Source organism: Streptomyces paromomycinus (assembly GCF_003865155.1).
In the GTDB taxonomy this organism is placed as follows: Bacteria; Actinomycetota; Actinomycetes; order Streptomycetales; family Streptomycetaceae; genus Streptomyces; species Streptomyces chrestomyceticus.
The window spans coordinates 6446415-6464803 of record NZ_BHZD01000001.1 but is presented as its reverse complement, the minus strand read 5'-3'; the positions used below and the strand labels follow the sequence as shown (position 1 = coordinate 6464803).

At 72.2% G+C, this 18389-nt stretch carries 15 protein-coding genes; 9 read left to right on the top strand and 6 right to left on the bottom strand.

The annotated features are described in order from the left end of the window. Positions 1-41 precede the first annotated feature (41 nt). On the bottom strand, positions 42-1184 hold the full coding sequence (locus OEIGOIKO_RS27690) for a PP2C family protein-serine/threonine phosphatase (protein WP_125056271.1): 1143 nt from the start codon (positions 1182-1184) through the stop codon (positions 42-44). A 127-nt stretch (positions 1185-1311) separates the two neighbouring features. On the opposite strand from OEIGOIKO_RS27690, the gene OEIGOIKO_RS27685 reads away from it, so the two are divergent. Both OEIGOIKO_RS27685 and OEIGOIKO_RS27680 read left to right on the top strand, forming a co-directional pair. Then, positions 1312-2541, top strand: coding sequence for a GNAT family N-acetyltransferase (locus OEIGOIKO_RS27685; protein WP_125056270.1), 1230 nt, complete (start codon positions 1312-1314; stop codon positions 2539-2541). A gap of 100 nt (positions 2542-2641) precedes the next feature. Further along, a complete protein-coding gene (locus tag OEIGOIKO_RS27680; RefSeq protein WP_125056269.1) occupies positions 2642-2932 on the top strand; it encodes a hypothetical protein in 291 nt (96 codons plus the stop codon). An 8-nt stretch (positions 2933-2940) separates the two neighbouring features. On the opposite strand, the gene OEIGOIKO_RS27675 is transcribed toward OEIGOIKO_RS27680, so the two are convergent. After that, on the bottom strand, positions 2941-3750 hold the full coding sequence (locus tag OEIGOIKO_RS27675; protein WP_125056268.1) for an Fpg/Nei family DNA glycosylase: 810 nt from the start codon (positions 3748-3750) through the stop codon (positions 2941-2943). Between the two features lie 75 nt (positions 3751-3825). After that, positions 3826-4314: a ribose-5-phosphate isomerase gene (locus OEIGOIKO_RS27670; protein ID WP_125056267.1), complete on the bottom strand. Its 489-nt coding sequence runs from the start codon at positions 4312-4314 to the stop codon at positions 3826-3828. Between the two features lie 203 nt (positions 4315-4517). Here OEIGOIKO_RS27670 and OEIGOIKO_RS27665 point away from each other — a divergent pair, with 203 nt between their 5' ends. After that, the gene (locus OEIGOIKO_RS27665) at positions 4518-6026 is read left to right on the top strand and encodes an amino acid permease (protein ID WP_125056266.1); all 1509 of its coding nucleotides are present in this window, start codon (positions 4518-4520) and stop codon (positions 6024-6026) included. On the opposite strand, the gene OEIGOIKO_RS27660 is transcribed toward OEIGOIKO_RS27665, so the two are convergent. Further along, entirely contained in the window at positions 5987-7660 is a 1674-nt protein-coding gene (locus OEIGOIKO_RS27660) for a serine/threonine-protein kinase (RefSeq protein WP_307721247.1), read from the bottom strand. The genes OEIGOIKO_RS27665 and OEIGOIKO_RS27660 overlap by 40 nt on opposite strands. A 64-nt stretch (positions 7661-7724) precedes the next feature. Between OEIGOIKO_RS27660 and OEIGOIKO_RS27655 the strand changes: the two genes are divergently transcribed. After that, positions 7725-8474, top strand: a complete 750-nt coding sequence (locus tag OEIGOIKO_RS27655) for a hypothetical protein (protein WP_246177562.1) — start codon at positions 7725-7727, stop codon at positions 8472-8474. Positions 8475-8612: 138 nt separating this feature from the next. Here the strand turns inward: OEIGOIKO_RS27655 and OEIGOIKO_RS27650 are convergent, their stop codons facing one another. Beyond that, positions 8613-9212, bottom strand: coding sequence for a biotin transporter BioY (locus OEIGOIKO_RS27650; protein ID WP_125056265.1), 600 nt, complete (start codon positions 9210-9212; stop codon positions 8613-8615). 310 nt (positions 9213-9522) lie between these two features. On the opposite strand from OEIGOIKO_RS27650, the gene OEIGOIKO_RS27645 reads away from it, so the two are divergent. The 3 genes from OEIGOIKO_RS27645 to OEIGOIKO_RS27635 all read left to right on the top strand — a co-directional run bounded on the left by OEIGOIKO_RS27645 (position 9523) and on the right by OEIGOIKO_RS27635 (position 13551). Continuing rightward, the gene (locus OEIGOIKO_RS27645) at positions 9523-10935 is read left to right on the top strand and encodes an amino acid permease (RefSeq protein WP_125056264.1); all 1413 of its coding nucleotides are present in this window, start codon (positions 9523-9525) and stop codon (positions 10933-10935) included. A 279-nt stretch (positions 10936-11214) separates the two neighbouring features. Beyond that, positions 11215-12681 carry an amino acid permease gene (locus OEIGOIKO_RS27640; protein ID WP_125056263.1) on the top strand — a complete coding sequence of 489 codons (1467 nt, stop codon included), beginning with the start codon at positions 11215-11217 and terminating at the stop codon, positions 12679-12681. A gap of 228 nt (positions 12682-12909) precedes the next feature. Then, positions 12910-13551, top strand: a complete 642-nt coding sequence (locus OEIGOIKO_RS27635; protein WP_031001846.1) for a superoxide dismutase — start codon at positions 12910-12912, stop codon at positions 13549-13551. Between the two features lie 171 nt (positions 13552-13722). Here OEIGOIKO_RS27635 and OEIGOIKO_RS27630 read toward each other — a convergent pair whose 3' ends face one another. Then, the gene (locus OEIGOIKO_RS27630) at positions 13723-14379 is read right to left on the bottom strand and encodes a mycothiol-dependent nitroreductase Rv2466c family protein (protein ID WP_125056262.1); all 657 of its coding nucleotides are present in this window, start codon (positions 14377-14379) and stop codon (positions 13723-13725) included. Between the two features lie 123 nt (positions 14380-14502). On the opposite strand from OEIGOIKO_RS27630, the gene pepN reads away from it, so the two are divergent. Together pepN and OEIGOIKO_RS27620 are read left to right on the top strand one after the other, a co-directional pair. Beyond that, complete coding sequence (gene pepN, locus OEIGOIKO_RS27625; RefSeq protein ID WP_125056261.1) at positions 14503-17085, top strand: aminopeptidase N; 2583 nt, start codon at positions 14503-14505, stop codon at positions 17083-17085. A 249-nt stretch (positions 17086-17334) separates the two neighbouring features. Then, on the top strand, positions 17335-18381 hold the full coding sequence (locus OEIGOIKO_RS27620; protein ID WP_174857227.1) for a hypothetical protein: 1047 nt from the start codon (positions 17335-17337) through the stop codon (positions 18379-18381). Positions 18382-18389: the final 8 nt, after the last annotated feature.

Genomic DNA, 18389 nt, shown 5'->3' with positions numbered 1-18389 from the left:
CCTCCGCGGGCGGGGCCTGGCGGTCGGGCCCACCGTACGGTTCAGTCGCGGCAGATCAGCAGCAGCGCGCGGTCGTCGTTGACGTCCTTGGCCACGGCTTCGATCAGATGCCACGCGGCCCCCACGAAGCCGCCGGCCACGTAGCGGTCGGCCTCGCCGGTCAGCCGGTCGATGCCCTCCGCGATGTCCCGGTCGGCGGCCTCCACCAGGCCGTCCGTGAAGAGCATCAGCACGTCACCGGGGCGCAGCGTCCCTTTGACCGGGTCGAACTGCGCCCCGTCGTACACCCCGAGCAGCGGCCCCTCCGCCGCCTTCTCCTCCCAGCGGCCGGTGCCCGCGCTGAGCTGGAGTGCGGGCAGGTGTCCGGCGGACAGCAGCTCGTAGTCGCCGGACTCCAGGTCCAGCACGAGGTGGACGGAGGTGGCGAAGCCCTCGTCCCAGTCCTGGCGCAGCAGGTAGCCGTTGGCGGCGGGCAGGAAGCCGTGCGGCGGCAGCGAGCCGAGCAGGCCGCCGAAGGCGCCGGAGAGCAGCAGCGCGCGGGAGGCCGCGTCCATGCCCTTGCCGGACACGTCGGTCAGGACGACTTCGAGGATGTTGCCCCCGTGCGTACGGGAGGCCACCACGAAGTCGCCGGAGAAGGACTGCCCGCCGGCCGGGCGCAGCGCCATCTCGCGGTGCCAGCCGGCCGGCAGTTTGGGCAGCTTGCTCTGGACGCGGATACGTTCACGCAGGTCGAAGAGCATGGTGCCGCCGCGCCGCCACGGCACGCCGACCCGGCTGCGGAACTGCGCGATCAGCAGCCCGGACAGGCCGACCGCCGCGACCACCAGCACCGTGCCCGGGGTGATCCGGTCGCGGCCCTGGTCGTACGGACCGAGCAGCGACGCCTCGACGATCAGGGCCGCGGCGGAGGTCCCGTACAGGGCGAGCAGATTGGCCGGGCGCAGCAGCAGGCCGCCGGCGATGACCGGCAGGACCAGCGCGGTGGGCGCGATCCAGTCGGGGCGCCAGACGGTGCCGCAGGCGATGGCGGGAATGGCGATCAGGAGGGCGACCAGGGCGATCCAGTCGGAGCCGTCGCCCCGGAAGTAGTCGACCCCGGCCTTGCGCACGCTGATACGGGCCCGGTGCACCGCCTTGCGCCACCGGGCCGTCGGGGACTCCGCTCCCGTGCTGCTCGCCATTGTTCTGGGACCTTATCCACCCGTTCGGCGGCGCGTCGATTCACGGCACGCCGCCTGGCGCAATCGCCGGGAAACGGCGTTCGAAAAACGGTCGCGCGGGCGGAAGACGTCCTGCTACCCATGGCCTATGACGACCGAGTTGCGGCAACTGCGTCCGGACGACTGGGCCGACTGGTACGGGAAGCTGGAGCGGGCGTTCGGGGGCACTCCCGAAGCGCCCGAGGAGCGCGCCCTGTGGCGGCGGCTGGGCGAGCCGGAGCGCTGCCTGGACATGCGGGACGGCGGCGAGACCGTGGGCACGGCGGGCGCGTACTCGTTCCGGCTGACGGTGCCCGGCGGCGCCGTGCTCCCGGCGGCCGGTGTGACGCTGGTCAGTGTGCAGCCCACGCACCGGCGGCGCGGCATCCTGCGCACGATGATGCGCCACCAGCTCGCGGACATCCGGGACCGGCGCGAGCCGCTGGCCGTGCTCACCGCCTCCGAACCGGCCATCTACGGGCGCTTCGGATACGGCGCCGGGTCCGAGGCGGTGAGCATGACGCTCGACACGCTGCGCCAGTCGGTCGACGTGCCGGAGGGTGCCGACGACGTACGGCTGCGGCTGGTCGACCCGGAGACCGGGCTGGCGGACTGCGAGAAGGTGTACGAACAGCTGGTCACCGGCCGGCCCGGGATGCTCGCCCGGCAGCCCGGCTGGGAGCGGCTGCCGCTGCTCGACCCGGAGGCCGACCGCGACGGGGCCGGGCCGCTGCTGTGCGTGCTGGCCGAGGTGGCCGGGGAGACACGCGGGTACGCGCGCTACGCGGTCAAGGCGGGCTGGGACAGCGGCGGGCCCGACGGGACGGTGGTCCTGCGGGACGTCGAGGCGCTGGACCCGGTGGTCTACGCGGCGCTGTGGCGCTACCTGTTCGGCATCGACCTGACGTCCCGGCTGACGGTACGCAACCGCCCGGCCGACGATCCGCTGCTGCACCTCGTGGACGACATCCGGCGCTGCCGGGTCATGGTGCGCGAGTCGCTGTTCGTACGGCTGGTGGAGGCCGGCGAGGCACTCGCGGCGCGGACGTACGCGGCGCCGCTGGACGTGGTCCTGGACGTGGCGGACCCGTTCTGCCCCTGGAACGAGGGCCGGTGGCGGCTCACCGGCGACGAGAAGGGCGCCTCCTGCGAGCGGACCGCGGACCCCGCCGACCTGGCGCTGACCGTCCGGGAGTTGGGCGCCGCCTACCTGGGCGGCTTCACCCTCGACGCGCTGGCCGCGGCGGGCCGGGTACGCGAACTGCGCCCGGGCGCCCTGCGGGAGGCGTCGGTGGCGTTCGGCACGCACCGCAAGCCGTGGCTGCCGCACGGGTTCTGAGGGCGGGTGTCCGCGCCCTTGACCGGCGCCGGCCCGAGCCCGGCCGCCGTTCGGGGCGGGCCGCTGACAGGCCCCTCACCTGCGGGTCTATCGTTTCGGTGTGAACGACACCAAAACGCCCCACGAACGGCTCGTCTGGCAACTGGCCGGGTGGGACGCCGACGAACGCCTGGCGGACCTCACCGAGCTCAGCCGGGAAGAGATCATGCGTATCCGTGACCTCTTCGACCGCCGCCTGCCCCCGGCGGGGACGGACGAGTGGCTGGCCTGCGCGGAGTACGAAGTGACCCACGACCTGCGACCCCACGTGCTGGCCGCCGTTCCCCGGCTGAAGTTCGAGCCGGGGCTGGACTACTTCGTCGGGGGGACTCGCTCGCACCAGGCCTCGTGAGCCGGAGTTCACTTCGGCTGGCAGCCCGGGCACCAGAAGAGGTTGCGGTTGGCCAGGGCCGCGGTGCGGATCTCGGTGCGGCAGATGTGGCACTCCTGGCGGGCCCGGCGGTAGACGTAGACCTCGCCGCCGTGGTCGTCGACGCGCGGCGGGCGGCCCATGGCCTCGGGGAGGTGTTCCGCGCGGACCGTGTCGATGCGGTTGTGCCGGACGCCCTCGCGCATCAGGTCGACCAGGTCCGCCCAGACCGCGTCCCATTCGGACCGGCGCAGATCACGTCCGGCGCGGTACGGGTCGATGCCGTGCCGGAAGAGGACCTCGGCGCGGTAGACGTTGCCGACGCCCGCGATCACCTTCTGGTCCATCAGCAGGGCGGCGACCGACGTACGGCTGCGGGAGATCCGCGCCCAGGCGCGTTCGCCGTCGTCCTCGGGGCGCAGCGGGTCGGGGCCGAGGCGGTCGTGTATCGCCTGCTTCCCGGCGTCGGTGAGCAGCGCGCAGGCGGTGGGGCCGCGCAGGTCGGCGTAGGCGGTGGCGTTGGCCAGCCGCAGCCGTACGGTGTCGGTGGGCGGCGGGGCCGGGGCGTCGCCGAAGGTCAGCTTGCCGAACAGGCCGAGGTGGATGTGGACCCATCCGGCGGGCCCGAAGCCGAGGAAGAGGTGCTTGCCGTGCGCCTCGGCGGTGGTCATGACCTGGCCGTCGATCAGCGCCGCGCTGTCGGAGAACTTGCCCTGGGGGCTGCTCGCCCGGACCGGCACGCCCTCGAAGAGCGCACGGTGGTCCAGCGCGAGGCGGTGGATCGTGTGCCCCTCGGGCATGGGTCGACGCCTCCTCGGCGGGGGTAACGGCGACCGCCCGCGCCGACGGCGGCGCGGGCGGGACGGCGGGTGGGCTCAGCCCTGCTGCGGGTGGTGGGCCGGGATGTCCGGGAGTTCGCCGGTGGTCTCGTAGCGGGAGAGCATCTCGATGCGGCGGGTGTGCCGCTCCTCGTTCGAGTACGGCGTGGCCAGGAACGCCTCGATGAAGCGCGTCGCCTCGTCCTGGGTGTGCATCCGGCCGCCGACCGAGATCACGTTGGCGTCGTTATGCTCCCGCCCCAGCTTCGCGGTCTCCTCGCTCCAGGCCAGCACCGCCCGGACGCCCTTGACCTTGTTGGCGGCGATCTGCTCGCCGTTGCCGGAGCCGCCGATGACGACGCCCAGGCTCTCCGGGTCGGCCGCGGTCCGCTCGGCGGCGCGCAGGCAGAACGGCGGATAGTCGTCCACGGCGTCGTAGATGTGCGGGCCGCAGTCGACGGGCTCGTGGCCGTGGGCCTTGAGCCACTCGACGAGGTGGTTCTTCAGTTCGAAACCGGCATGGTCGGAGCCGAGATACACGCGCATGTGCTGAGTGTTGCACGGACGTGTCGTCCGCCGGGCCCGGGGTAGGTGTCGCCGGTCCCCCGGCCGCCATACGTGCGATGTACACACGGTGACGTGCGGAAATGAGATCCACGCAACGATCCGGATTCAGATCTTCCAAAACGGCCGTTAACGCAGTTCTAATGCGGGGACTCGACACCGAGAACCACAGAAGGACGGTGCACATGGGCGCGCATCCGCCGACCATGAACGCGGGCAAGGCGGCCGGTGGCCCCGGCGGCCCCGGCGGCCCCGGCGGAGGCCAGTCTCCCGACGGCCTTCAGGCAGGTCTCAAGAACCGTCATCTGTCGATGATCGCCATCGGCGGCGTGATCGGCGCCGGACTGTTCGTGGGCTCCGGCGCGGGCATCGCGGCGGCCGGTCCCGGCATCCTGATCTCGTACGCGCTGACCGGCCTGCTGGTCGTCCTGGTGATGCGGATGCTGGGCGAGATGGCCGCCGCCTCCCCGACCTCCGGCTCGTTCTCCGCCTACGCGGACCGGGCGCTGGGCCGCTGGGCGGGCTTCACCATCGGCTGGCTGTACTGGTTCTTCTGGTCGGTCGTGCTGGCCGTCGAGGCGACCGCCGCCGCCTCGATCCTCACCGGCTGGGTCCCCGCCGTCCCGCAGTGGGCGTGGGCGCTGCTGGTGATGATCGTGCTGACCGGCACCAACCTGATCTCCGTCGGCTCGTTCGGCGAGTTCGAGTTCTGGTTCGCCGGCATCAAGGTCGTGGCGATCGTGGTGTTCATCGTGGTCGGCGCGCTGGCGATCTTCGGGCTGCCGCCCGGCGACCACGCGGTGGGCCTGTCGAACCTGACCGGCCACGGCGGGTTCCTGCCGAACGGGCCCGGCGCGATCCTCTCCGGCATGCTGCTGGTGGTCTTCTCCTTCATGGGCAGCGAGATCGTCACCCTGGCGGCCAGCGAGTCGCCGAACCCGGTGCAGGCCGTCCGCAAGGCCGTCAACAGCGTCATCTGGCGGATCGCGCTGTTCTACCTCGGCTCGATCGCGGTGATCGTGACGCTGCTGCCGTGGGACGACCCGGCGCTCGACAAGAGCCCGTACGTGGCCGTGCTGAGGTCGCTGGACATCCCGGCGGCCGGCACCGTGATGGACGTCGTGGTGCTCACCGCCGTGCTGTCCTGCCTGAACTCCGGCCTGTACACCGCCTCCCGGATGGCGTTCTCGCTCGGCGAGCGCGGCGACGCGCCGAAGTCCTTCGCCCGGGTGAACAAGGGCGGCGTCCCGGCGACCGCCATCTGGGCGTCGGTGGCCTTCGGCTTCGTCGCGACGATCTTCAGCTACACCTCCAAGGACACCGTCTTCGCGTTCCTGCTGAACTCCTCCGGCGCGGTGGCGCTCTTCGTCTGGCTGGTCATCTGCTGCTCGCAGCTGCGGATGCGCAAGATCATCGAGCGGGAGATGCCGGAGCGGCTGACGGTACGGATGTGGCTGTACCCGTATCTGACGTACGCGACGATCGCGCTGATCCTCTTCGTCGTGGGCTACATGTTCTACAACCCCGACGGGCGCAAGCAGATGGTGCTCTCGGTGGTCGCGGCCGTGGTCGTCCTGGCCGTCGGCCTGGTGCTGGACCGCAAGCGGCGCGCCGACGGCGGCGCCGGCGCGGCGGACGGCGGCGGCCCGGAAGGTCAGGGCGACGTCCGGAAGGACTCCTTGACCCGCTCGTAGGCGCGCAGGGCGGCGGCCTCGGCGGAATCCAGGTACCAGAGGTTGAGCTGGTAGGTCCGGTTCCCGGCCCGGAAGCCGAGCTGCCGCCCGTGCGCCGGTTTCCCGTCCCGGGTGTAGGCGAACTCCCACTCGACGGCGGGGTACCCCTGGAAGGTGGTGCGCTCCAGGCGGACCCTGCGGTAGCCCGGCACGTCGTGCTGCTGCGCCTCGTACCGCTGCCAGACCGCCAGCAGGTCGCCGCCGGAGGACGGGTCCTGCCGGGCCGAGACGAGCGTGGAGCCGTCCCGCGTGCTGTACGTGATGTCGCTGGTGGACTCCTCGGTGCGGTTCCAGCCGGCCGGCGGCACCCAGCTGAAGCCGTTCTCGGTGCGGCGGGCGCCGGCCGGGGCCGCCGGGCCGCCGCTCCCGGTGTCCGTGGCGGTGCCCGTACCGGCGCCGGTGCCGGTGGCGGAAGGGCGGCCGGTACCGGCTCCGGCACCGGCCGTACCGCCGGGGTCCGCGCCCTGCGACGCGACGAGGATCACCACGACCGCGGCGGCGGACGCGAGGACGCCGCCGGCCGCGAGCAGGGCCTGCCGCTTGCGGCGGGGGCGACCGGGTGGGTCTGAGGGGGCGGGTGGGGCCGAGGGGGCGGCGGGAGGCGGCGCGGGCCGAGGGCCGCTGTCCGTGCGGGGAGCAGGGGCTGCCGCCTCGATGCGGTCCGGAGCCGGGTCGGCCACCGTGGGCGTACGGACGTCCACGACCTCGGCCGCGTTCATCGGCTCCGTCGGATTCGCCGCGGCGGCCCGGCGCGCCAGCGGGCCGAGCCGCGCCTCGACCTCGTCGAGGGAGGGACGCGCCTCCGGGTCCTTGTTCAGCAGGGCGGTCAGCACCTCGCGCAGCGGACCCGCGGCGGGCGGGATGGCGGGCTCCTCGTGCAGCACCGCGTGCAGCGTGGCGAGGGTCGTGGCGCGGGTGAACGGTGACTGCCCCGCGACGGCGGCGCACAGGGTGGCGCCCAGTGACCACAGGTCGGAGGGCGGCCCCTGCTCCTGTCCCGCGACCCGTTCGGGCGCCATGTAGTCCGGCGAGCCGATCAGCATCCCGGCCATGGTCAGGGCGGTGGCGTCCTGCATGGCGGCGATGCCGAAGTCGGTCAGGACGACGGCGCCCCGGCCGTCGATCAGGACGTTGCCGGGCTTGATGTCCCGGTGGAGTACGCCCACCGCGTGCACCTCGCGCAGGGCGCGGGCCAGTCCGGCGCCGGCCCGGGCCGTCGCGTCCGGGGACAGCGGGCCGTCCTGGGCGAGGATCTGCTCCAGGGAGCGGGCCTGGACCAGCTGCATGACGATCCACAGCCGGTCGCCCTCCTCCGCCACGTCGTGGACGCGCACCACATTCGGATGGTCGATACGGGCGGTGGCGCGGGCCTCGCGCAGACTGCGTTCGCGCTGCACCACGCTTTCCTCGCCGGCGTGTTCGTCGATACGTATTTCCTTGACCGCGACGCACCGGTCGAGCATTTCGTCCTGGGCGCGCCAGACCCGCCCCATTCCGCCGCGTCCGATCAATTCCAGCAGGCGGTATCGGCCCGCCGCCAGACGCCCGGGCCCCACCTCGCTCGCATTCCCCACCATGCCCAGCCCCCACAGCACCCGCGGAATCTTGTGGTACCCATCAAATACCTCAGCCGAGGACGGGGAAAAGGGGGGTTCAAGAATGTACACAACCCGACAGGGGAAACGTGCGTTCATGGTGGCCGCGGCGGCGGCCGTACTGGCGCTGCCGGTCGGTTCGGCAGCCCTGGCGGCCGAACCCGTACCGGGCAGCAGCGCGGGCGGCAAGGCCGGTCCCAGCGCGCCGGCGGGCTATCGGATCACCACGGAACTGCCGGAAAGGATTTCCGTCGACAATCGCAGCGGAAAGACGGAGCTGACCGCCAAGGTCACCAACAAGGGTTCCGCTGCGACCGGTGCCGTACGGCTGACGGTCGCCGGTTTCCAGGGGCTGACGGTCGACGACGTGGCCGGGTGCACGAAGGTGCCCGAGGCACGACTGCCGAAGGGCTCGAACAGCGCGTACTCGTGTGCGATCGACTCGCTGGCGAGCGGAAAGAGCCGTACGTTCGACGTCACCGCGCATTTCGATCTGAACCGGCAGGGACAGATCTGTCTGCCGGTGACCCTGGGAAACACGGAGACCTTGCTGTGGCAGCAGGGCCCGGTCCATTTCGGCACCCGTGATCCGGTGTCCGACGCGCCGGACACCCCGCTGATGCTCAACACCGTCAATGTGCCGGCCGGTTCGTCGACCGCCACGCCGGGCCCGTCGGAGTCGGCGGCTCCCGGGGAGCGGCTGCCCGAGACCGGCCCGCCGTCGGTCCTGCCGCTGGCGGGCGCCGCCGCGGGCCTGCTGCTCCTCGGCGGTGCCGGGGTGTGGATCACCACCCGCAGGTCGTCGCACCGGTGACCTGGGGCCGTACCCGACGCGCAGACCGCACGCGTACGGCCCGTCCGCGCCCGGAAAGCCGCCGGGCCCCGTACCACCACGCGACGTGGCGGTACGGGGCCCGGTCCGGTTCCGTACGGAGGGACGGCGCGCGCGGGGTCAGCCGCGGCGGCCGAGCAGCTTCCACGCGGTGGGCAGCGCGCCCATCGCCAGCGCGGCCTTGAGGGCGTCGCCGATCAGGAAGGGGACGAGACCGGTCGCGGCCGCCTGGCCGAGCGACATGCCGGTGCTCAGCGCGAGGAAGGGCACGCCGACCGCGTAGATCAGGGCCGTGCCGACCGCCATGGTGCCGACCGTGCGCAGCGGGCCGCGGTCGCCGCCGCGGCGGGCCAGCGCGCCCACCGCGGTGGCGGCGAGGAGCATGCCGAGGACGTAGCCGAAGGTCGCGCCGCCCGCGCCGGCCGCGCCGCCCGCGAACCAGGGCAGGCCCGCCATGCCGAGCAGCGCGTACAGCGCGAGGGAGGCGAAGCCGCGGCCCGCGCCGAGCGAGGCGCCGACGAGCAGGGCGGCGAAGGTCTGGCCGGTGACCGGGACCGGGGAGCCGGGGACCGGGAGGGCGATCTGCGCGGCGATGCCGGTGAGCGCGGCGCCGCCGACGACCAGTGCGGCGTCACGGACGCGGGCGCGGGTGGCGCCCGCCGCGGGCAGCAGATCGGCGAGGACCGCACCGGGCCTGGTGGTTGCGTCGGCAGTGCTCATCGGAACTCCGCGGGGTGTGAGGTGGAGCGGGGACAGGGGGACGCGACGACGTTAGTCCAGCGCCCCGCAGCCGATCATCGTGTGGCGGCGACAAAGGCGCAATGGTGTCCTTGGAGACTTCCGTACAACGCCGCGCCCGGTGGGCCGAACCGCCTCGTCAGCGGTCTTCGCAGGTCACGTGATGCTCATCACGGCCATCGCCCCGGACGGGTGCGCATTTTGTGGTAGCGCGCGACGGGCGGGGAAACTGGGGGGACAACGCGGGACCCTGTGGGGTTCCCCCAAAGACCCTTTGCGAGAGTACGAGCCCATGCACGACGCCCCCACCGCCACCGGAACGCCACCTTCGGGCGATGGCGCCGGCGAGCGCGAACCGCTGTCCGCCGGGCTCAAACAGCGCCATCTGACCATGCTCGGGCTGGGCGGGGTGATCGGCGCGGGCCTGTTCGTGGGCTCCGGCGCGGGCATCGCGGTGGCCGGCCCCGGCATCGTCCTCTCGTACCTGATCGCGGGCGCGCTGGCCATGCTGATCATGCGGATGCTCGGCGAGATGTCCTCGGCGATGCCCGCGTCCGGCGCCTTCTCGGTGCACGCGGAGCGCGCGCTGGGCCGCTGGGCGGGCTTCAGCGTGGGCTGGCTGTACTGGTTCCTGCTGGTGGTGGTGCTGGCGGTGGAGGCCACCGGCGCGGCGCAGATCGCCAACGGGTGGGTGCCCGCGGTCCCGCAGTGGGGCTGGGTGCTGATCTTCATGCTGGTGTTCACGGCCGCCAACCTCACCGCGGTCAAGAGTTTCGGCGAGTTCGAGTTCTGGTTCGCGACGCTGAAGGTCGGCGCGATCGTGCTGTTCCTGGTGCTCAGCCTGCTCGCGATCTTCGGGGTGCTGCCGGACACCGAGGCGGTCGGGCTGGCCAACCTCACCGGGCAGGGCGGGTTCCTGCCCAACGGCTGGCAGGGCGTGGTCTCCGGTGTCCTCGCCGTCGCGTTCGCCTTCGGCGGCCTGGAGGTCGTGACCATCGCCGCGGCCGAGTCCGACGACCCGGCGCGCAACGTGGCGCGCGCGGTGCGCAGCGCGGTGTGGCGCATCCTCTTCTTCTACGTGGGCTCGATGCTGGTCGTCGTGACACTGCTGCCCTGGTCGTCGATGCAGCCGGGCAAGAGCCCGTACGTCGCGGTGCTGGACAGCATCGGCGTGCCGGGCGCGGGCCAGATCATGAACGTGGTGGTCTTCGTGGCGCTGCTGTCGGCGCTCAACGCCAACCTCTACGGGTCCTCGCGGATGGTCTTCTCGCTGGCCGAGCGGGGCGAGGCGCCGCGCTCGCTGCTGAAGGTGACGGCGGGCGGGGTGCCGCGCCGGGCGGTGCTGTCCTCGGTGGCCTTCGGCTTCGTCTCGGTGCTGCTCAATCTGCTGTGGCCGGACACGGTCTTCCTCTACATGCTGAACGCGGTCGGCGCGGTGCTGCTGTTCGTCTGGGCGCTGATCGCGCTGTCGCAGCTGCGGCTGCGGCGCCAGATCGAGCGGACGGCGCCGGAGAAGCTGACCCTGCGCATGTGGGCGTTCCCGTATCTGACCTGGACGGCGCTGGCGGCCATGCTGGCGGTGCTGGTGCTGATGCTCACCGACGACGGGGCCCGGCCGCAGCTGCTGTGGTCGGCCGCGGCGACCGGTGCGGTGCTGGTGGTCGCGGGTCTGCGGGAGCTGCGGATGCGGCGGTCCGGCCGCTGAGCCGACGGTCGTCCACCGCCCTCGCGGGGGGCCGGGCGACCGCCCTCGCGGGGCCGGACCGTCGGCCGGAATCGGCCGTCCCTCTTCCGCCTCACTTCCCCCGCGCGAACACCCGGGGTCACGTCTCACAACGGTGTGAATACGACCGGTCACGATCACGTCTGAATACCGAACAACTGCTGCACGACTGTTGCCCTCAGCGGACACAGACACTCAAACTGAGCGCGTTTTCCCCGTCGATCGTCTCGCTCGCTCTCACTTAATGGGACAGGTACGACCATGAATCGGACACCTTCGTCCAGCACGCCCGAGCGCGAGCGGACCGGCCAGGTCCCGGGCGCCGGGGCGGGCGCGGACGGCACCGGCAGCGCGGCGGACCCGGGCACCGGCGCCCCGCTGTCCAACGGACTCAAGCAGCGCCATCTGTCGATGATCGCCCTCGGCGGGGTGATCGGCGCCGGGCTGTTCGTCGGCTCCAAGGAGGGCATCGCGGCGGCCGGCCCGTCGATCGTGCTCGCCTACGCCGTCTCCGGCTGCCTGGTGATGCTGGTGATGCGGATGCTCGGCGAGATGGCGGCGGCCAGCCCCGCCTCCGGCTCGTTCTCCGTGCACGCCGGGCGCTCGATCGGGCCGTGGGCGGGCCTGACCACCGGCTGGATGTTCACCGCGCAGCTGTGTGTGGCGGTGGCCGCCGAGGCGATCGGCGCCGCCGGGATCATGACCGGCTGGTTCCCCGACACGCAGCCCTGGATGTGGGTGCTGCTGTTCATGGTGGTCTTCTGCGGCGCCAACCTGGCGGCGGTCAGCAACTTCGGCGAGTTCGAGTTCTGGTTCGCGGCCCTGAAGATCACCGCGATCGGCATCTTCCTCGTCCTGGGCGTGCTCGCCGTCCTCGGGGTGCTGCCCGGCACCTCCGCCCCCGGCGCCACCCACCTGACCGGCGACGGCGGCTTCCTGCCCAACGGCTCGGACGGCCTGGTCATCGGCCTGCTGGCGTCCGTCTTCGCCTACGGCGGCCTGGAGACGGTGACGATCGCCGCCGCCGAGTCCAAGGACCCGGTGCGCGGTGTGGCCCGCGCCGTGCGCACCGCGATGTGGCGGATCGCCCTGTTCTACGTCGGCTCGATGGCGGTCATCGTCACCGTCATCCCCTGGAACAACGCGGACATCGCCAAGAACGGCCCGTACGTCGCCGTCCTGGACTACCTGGACATCCCGGCGGCCGGGCAGATCATGAACGTCGTCATCCTGATCGCGCTGCTGTCCGCGATGAACGCCAACATCTACGGCTCCTCCCGGATGGCGCACTCGCTCTCCGCGCGCGGCCAGGGCCCGCGCTTCCTGCGCACGGTCAGCGGCGGCGTGCCGCGCCGCGCGGTGATCCTCTGCTCCGCCTTCGGATTCCTCGCGGTGCTGTTCAGCTACTGGTGGCCGGAGACCGTCTTCCAGTGGCTGCTCAACATGGTGGGCGCGGCGATCCTGGTCGTGTGGGGCTTCATCGCCGTCGCGCAGCTGCGGATGCGCCGCCGGCTGGAGCGTGAGGAGCCCGGGAAGCTGGTCGTGCGGATGTGGCTCTTCCCGGTGCTGACGTGGGTCGCGCTGGCCGGTGTGGTGGCGGTGCTGCTGCTGATGCTGCGGGACGAGAACCAGCGCGTGCAGCTCTACTTCACCGGCGGGTTCGCGGTGGTGCTCGTCGCCGTCGGTCTCGCCAAGCAGCGAATGGCGCGTCAAAAGGACGCCGGGTAAGCACAAGTAAGGCTCACCTCACTTAAAGCAGAAGTGCGGTAAGGCTTACCTCACCAGAATGCGCCGCGCTTTTCGGGAGGCGGTGCCGGACCTCGGACCGAGGTCGGGCACCGCCTCCTTCTTTTGGCCCAGACTCCGCCCCTCGGCAGGTTCGTGATCACTCATGCTGGTAGCGTGCAGTTGCAAGTCGATTGCAATTAAAGGTCGTAAGCAGCTGGAGGGCTCGGCATGGCCACCTACAATCTTCCGGAACTTCCGTACGACTACGCGGCGCTCGAACCTGTCATCAGCCCTGAGATCATCGAGCTGCACCACGACAAGCACCACGCCGCGTACGTCAAGGGCGCCAACGACACCCTGGAGCAGCTCGCCGAGGCGCGCGACAAGGACCAGTGGGGCTCCATCAACGGCCTGGAGAAGAACCTCGCGTTCCACCTCTCCGGCCACATCCTGCACAGCATCTACTGGCACAACATGACCGGTGACGGCGGCGGCGAGCCGCTGGACAAGGACGGCGTGGGCGAGCTGGCGGACGCCATCGCGGAGAACTTCGGCTCGTTCGCCAAGTTCAAGGCCCAGCTCACCAAGGCCGCGGCCACCACCCAGGGCTCCGGCTGGGGTGTCCTGGCCTACGAGCCGATCACCGGCCGCCTGATCGTCGAGCAGATCTACGACCACCAGGGCAACGTCGGCCAGGGCTCGGTGCCGATCCTGGTCTTCGACGCCTGGGAGCACGCCTTCTACCTGCAGTACAAGAACCAGAAGGTGGACTTCATCGAGGCGATGTGGCGCGTCGTCAACTGGCAGGACGTCGCCAAGCGCTACGCGGCCGCCAAGGAGCGCTCCAACGTACTGCTGATCGCTCCCTGATCCCGGCGCCTCCGGCGCACCGGTGAGCGTCCTGCCTCGTGATCGTCTTCTCAGCCTTCACCCGGCAGGCGGATAGCGGAAGGACCCCCGTGAGGACGTGACTCATGGGGGTCCTTCTGCGTCCGGCGGCGGGGCGCCCGCGTCCGTGCACGGCGCCGCCGGAGCGGCGGGTCAGTCGAAGACCGGGCCCTGCGTCCGCGTCCGCTTGATCTCGTAGAAGCCCGGGATGGACGCGACCATCAGCGTGCCGTCCCAGAGCTGTGCGGCCTGCTCGCCCTTCGGCGCCGGGGTGACGACCGGGCCGAAGAAGGCGATCCGCTCGCCGTCCGCGCCGGGGACGGCGATGACCGGGGTGCCGACCTCCTGGCCCACCAGGTCGATGCCCTCCTTGTGCGAGGCGCGCAGCTCCTTGTCGTACGCGTCGGTGTCCGCCGCTTCGACCAGCCCGGCGGGCAGTCCGGCCTCCTCCAGCGCGGCCACGATCGTCTCCTTCGTACGCGGCAGGCCCTGGTGGTGGAAGCGGGTGCCGAGCGCGGTGTAGAGGCGGGCCAGCGCCTCCTGGCCGTGCTCCCGCTCGGCGGCGATGCACACCCGCACCGGCGCCCACACCGGGCCGCCGGGACGGTTCTTCTCCCGGTACTCCTCGGGCAGCTGGTCGAGCTTGTCCTCGTTCAGCACGCCGAGGCTCATCACGTGCCAGCGCACGTCCACCGGGCGCACCCGCTCCACCTCCAGCATCCAGCGGGAGGTCAGCCAGGCCCACGGGCAGGACGGGTCGAACCAGAAATCGGCCGGGGTCCGGTCGGTTGCGGCAGCGGTCTGGGACACGGTTGCTCCTCGAACGTTCGGGTCGGCGGCCGGCCGGCGGACCGGCCACCGGCTTCAACCGGGGCGCGGCGTGCCATGATTCCCAGTGTTCGATATACGAGACGAGGACGAGGGAGTCGCGTCGTGCCCGGTGAGAATCTGACCCGAGACGAGGCCCGGGAGCGGGCCGCACTGCTGAGCGTCGACGGGTACGACGTGGCGCTGGACCTGCGGTCGGCGGTCCAGGAGGGCGAGGCCGCGCGCACCTTCCGCTCGCGCACCACCCTCCGCTTCCGGTGCGCCGAGCCCGGGGCCGCCACCTTCGCGGACCTGGTGGCGCCGGCCGTCACCGCCGTCACCCTCAACGGGCGGGAGCTGGACCCGGCGGAGGTCTTCGACGGCACCCGGGTCGCCCTGGCGGACCTGGCCGCGGAGAACACCCTGGTGGTCGACGCGCGGTGCGCCTACAGCCGGACCGGCGAGGGCCTGCACCGCTTCGTGGACCCGGAGGACGGCGAGGTCTACCTCTACACGCAGTACGAGCCGGCCGACGCCCGGCGGGTCTTCGCCAACTTCGAACAGCCCGACCTGAAGGCACCGTTCCGCTTCGAGGTGACCGCGCCCGACGGCTGGGTGGTGCTCAGCAACGGCGCCCAGGAGGGCGAGCCCGAGGCGGGCACGTACCGGTTCGCCGAGACGTGGCCGATCTCGACGTACATCACGGCCGTCGTCGCCGGCCCGTACCACTACGTCTCCGACACCTACCGGCGCACCCTCGCCGACGGCACGGAGCTGGAGATCCCGCTCGGCGCGCTGTGCCGCAAGGGACTGTCGCGGCACTTCGACCCCGCGGACATCTTCACCGTCACCAAGCAGGGCCTGGACTTCTTCCACGAGCACTTCGACTACCCGTACCCCTTCGGCAAGTACGACCAGGCGTTCGTGCCCGAGTACAACATCGGCGCGATGGAGAACCCGGGCTGTGTGACCTTCCGCGAGGAGTTCGTCTTCCGCGGCAAGGTGACCGAGGCGTCCTACGAGCGCCGCGCCAACGTCATCCTGCACGAGATGGCGCACATGTGGTTCGGCGACCTGGTCACCATGCAGTGGTGGGACGACCTGTGGCTCAAGGAGTCGTTCGCCGACTTCATGGGCGCGCTGTCCCTGGTGGAGGCGACCCGCTTCACCAACGGCTGGATCACCTTCGCCAACGGCCGCAAGGCCTGGGCCTACCGCGCCGACCAGCTGCCGTCCACCCACCCGGTCACCGCCGACATCCGTGACCTGGAGGACGCCAAGCTCAACTTCGACGGCATCACGTACGCCAAGGGCGCGGCCGTCCTCAAGCAGCTCGTCGCATACGTGGGACGGGACGCGTTCCTGGAGGGCGCGCGGCGCTACTTCAAGCGCCACGCGTACGGCAACACCCGCCTGACCGACCTGCTGTCCGTCCTGGAGGAGACCTCCGGACGCGACCTGGCCACCTGGTCGCGCGCCTGGCTGGAGACGGCGGGCGTCAACGCGCTCACGCCGCAGGCCACGTACGACGCCGAAGGCCGTATCACCGAGCTGAGCATCCTCCAGGAAGCCACCGCCGAGCGCCCCGAACTGCGGCCGCACCGGGTGGCCGTGGGCCTGTACCGGCGGGAGAACGCGGACGGCGCCCTGGTCCGCTACGCCCGCGCCGAGCTGGACGTCTCCGGCCCGCGCACGGTCGTCACCGAACTGACCGGCGCCGACCGCCCGGAGCTGATCCTGGTCAACGACGACGACCTGACGTACTGCAAGGTCCGCTTCGACGAGCGGTCGCTGGCCACGCTCCGCGGCCATCTCGGCGAGATCACCGACCCGCTGTCGCGCGCGCTGTGCTGGTCCGCGGTGTGGGGCCTGACCCGCGACGGGCTGATGCCCGCCCGCGACTACCTCGACCTGGTGCTGCGCTTCGCGGGCCGCGAGTCGGACATCGGCGTGCTCCAGTCGCTGCACGCCCAGGCCGGCTACGCGCTCGCGCACTACACGGCCCCCGAACACCGCGACCTGGCCGCGCAGGAGCTGGCACAAGGCGCGCTGCACGAACTGCGGCTGGCCGAGCCGGGCAGCGGACACCAGCTGTCCTGGGCCCGGTTCTTCTCCTCGGTGGCCGCCACGGCCGCCGACCTCCAGCTCCTCCAGGGCCTGCTGGACGGCACCGCGAAGATCGACGGCCTGGACGTCGACCAGGAGCTGCGCTGGACGTTCCTGGAGCCGCTGACCGCGCGCGGCGCCGCCGACCAGGCCGCCCTGGACGCCGAACTGCGCCGCGACGACACCGCCTCGGGCCGCCGCCACCACGTACGCTGCCTGGCCGCCCGGCCCTCGGCCGAGGTCAAGGCGCGGGCCTGGGCGGACGTGGTGGAGTCCGACGAGCTGTCCAACGCGCTGGTCGAGGCGACGATCTCCGGCTTCGCGCAGGGGTCGCAGCGGGAGCTGACGGCCCCGTACGCGCCGAAGTACTTCGCGGCCGTCGAGCGGGTCTGGCGGGAGCGGTCGATCGAGATCGGCATGGCCGTGGTCCGGGGCCTGTTCCCCGCCCACCAGGACCGCCAGGAGACGCTGGACGCGGCGGACGCGTGGCTGTCCGGCCACCCGGACGCGCCGCCCGCGCTGCGGCGCCTGGTGTCCGAGGCGCGCGACGACCTGGCGCGGGCCCTGCGGGCGCAGGCCTGCGACGCGCAGGCCGCGCGGTAGCCGCCGGGGCCCCGCGCGTGAACCGTACGGGCTCGCGCGCGGGGCCCGTCGCCGTCCGCGTACGGGACCCGTTGGTACCCGCATACGAGCCCCGGCCGTGCGCACGGGCCCTCGTACAGGCGTCAACTCCGTCCGGACCGGCGATTTTCGGCAGTCGAACTCCCGTACTTTAGGACGGCGTTGTCCGGGTTTGTCGACGGGCGTGTAACAGGCGTTAGGAGGCGGGGCGGCGGCGGGAATGGCCGGGACATGAACCACACTTCCCCAACCTCCGGCGGGGAGTCCCCCACCCCGCTCTCCCCCCGTCCGCTGCACGACCGCCCCGGCCGCGGTCCCCGCGTACTGACCGGCCGCCAGCTGCGCGAACACGGCATCGGCGCCGCGGAGGCCGCCGAGCGGTGCCGCCCCGGCGGCCCCTGGCAGCAGGTGCTGCCGGGTGTGCACCTGCTCCATCCCGGCCCGCCCACCAGCGAGGAACGCCTGCACGCGGTGCTGCTGTACGCGGCGAGCCGGCCGTCCGCCGTCCCCGCGCAGACCGGCCCGGCACCTGCCCAGGACCCGATGATCACCGGGCTGGCGGCGCTGGCCCTGCACCGCTTCGCCGCCGCTCCCCCACTGCTGTCCCTGGACCGCATCGACGTACTGGTGCCGCGCACCCGGCGGCTGCGCTCCACCGGCTTCGCGCGGGTCGTCCGGGCGCAGGTGATGCCGCAGCCGCAGCAGATCACCGGAGTGCCGGTGGCTCCCGTCCCCCGGGCCCTGGCAGACGCCGTCAGCGGGCTCTCGGACGCCTGCACGGTACGCCGGCTGCTCACCGAAGCGGTGCGCGGCGGCCACTGCGAAGCGACGGCGGTGGTACGGGAGTTCAACGAGGCGCGGCTGCTGAACCTGCCGCACGTGGTGGACGCCGTACACGCCCTCCTGGCCGAGGGCCGCGCGCTGGCCGAGGGCCGGCTCTACGACCTGGTGCGGCGGTACGGCCTGCCGGACCCGCTGTGGAACGTCGATCTGCGGCTGCCCGGCGGCCCGCACCTCGGCGGGGTGGACGCGTACTGGCCGGAGCAGGCGGTGGCCGTGGAGATCGACGCGCGGGCGCCCCGTCAGGAGGACGAGGCGCTGCGGGCGCAGTACGCCCACAAGCGCGAGCACCTGGAACGGCTGGGCATCACGGTCGTCCGCCTCAGCCCGCGCAAGCTGCGCGATGCTCCGGAGCAGCAGGCGGCGGTGGTCCGTACGGCCCTGATGGCGGCGGACGACCACGAGCCGGGGTCGTACGTGGTGGTGCTACCGCGCTGAGATCCGCC

Bases quoted from the DNA above. Each gene is read 5' to 3' on its own strand.
- OEIGOIKO_RS27690 (WP_125056271.1), bottom strand. From the start codon at position 1,184: ATGGCGAGCAGCACGGGAGCGGAGTCCCCGACGGCCCGGTGGCGCAAG.
- OEIGOIKO_RS27685 (WP_125056270.1), top strand. From the start codon at position 1,312: ATGACGACCGAGTTGCGGCAACTGCGTCCGGACGACTGGGCCGACTGG.
- OEIGOIKO_RS27675 (WP_125056268.1), bottom strand. From the start codon at position 3,750: ATGCCCGAGGGGCACACGATCCACCGCCTCGCGCTGGACCACCGTGCG.
- OEIGOIKO_RS27670 (WP_125056267.1), bottom strand. From the start codon at position 4,314: ATGCGCGTGTATCTCGGCTCCGACCATGCCGGTTTCGAACTGAAGAAC.
- OEIGOIKO_RS27665 (WP_125056266.1), top strand. From the start codon at position 4,518: ATGGGCGCGCATCCGCCGACCATGAACGCGGGCAAGGCGGCCGGTGGC.
- OEIGOIKO_RS27655 (WP_246177562.1), top strand. From the start codon at position 7,725: ATGTACACAACCCGACAGGGGAAACGTGCGTTCATGGTGGCCGCGGCG.
- OEIGOIKO_RS27650 (WP_125056265.1), bottom strand. From the start codon at position 9,212: ATGAGCACTGCCGACGCAACCACCAGGCCCGGTGCGGTCCTCGCCGAT.
- OEIGOIKO_RS27645 (WP_125056264.1), top strand. From the start codon at position 9,523: ATGCACGACGCCCCCACCGCCACCGGAACGCCACCTTCGGGCGATGGC.
- OEIGOIKO_RS27640 (WP_125056263.1), top strand. From the start codon at position 11,215: ATGAATCGGACACCTTCGTCCAGCACGCCCGAGCGCGAGCGGACCGGC.
- OEIGOIKO_RS27635 (WP_031001846.1), top strand. From the start codon at position 12,910: ATGGCCACCTACAATCTTCCGGAACTTCCGTACGACTACGCGGCGCTC.
- OEIGOIKO_RS27620 (WP_174857227.1), top strand. From the start codon at position 17,335: ATGAACCACACTTCCCCAACCTCCGGCGGGGAGTCCCCCACCCCGCTC.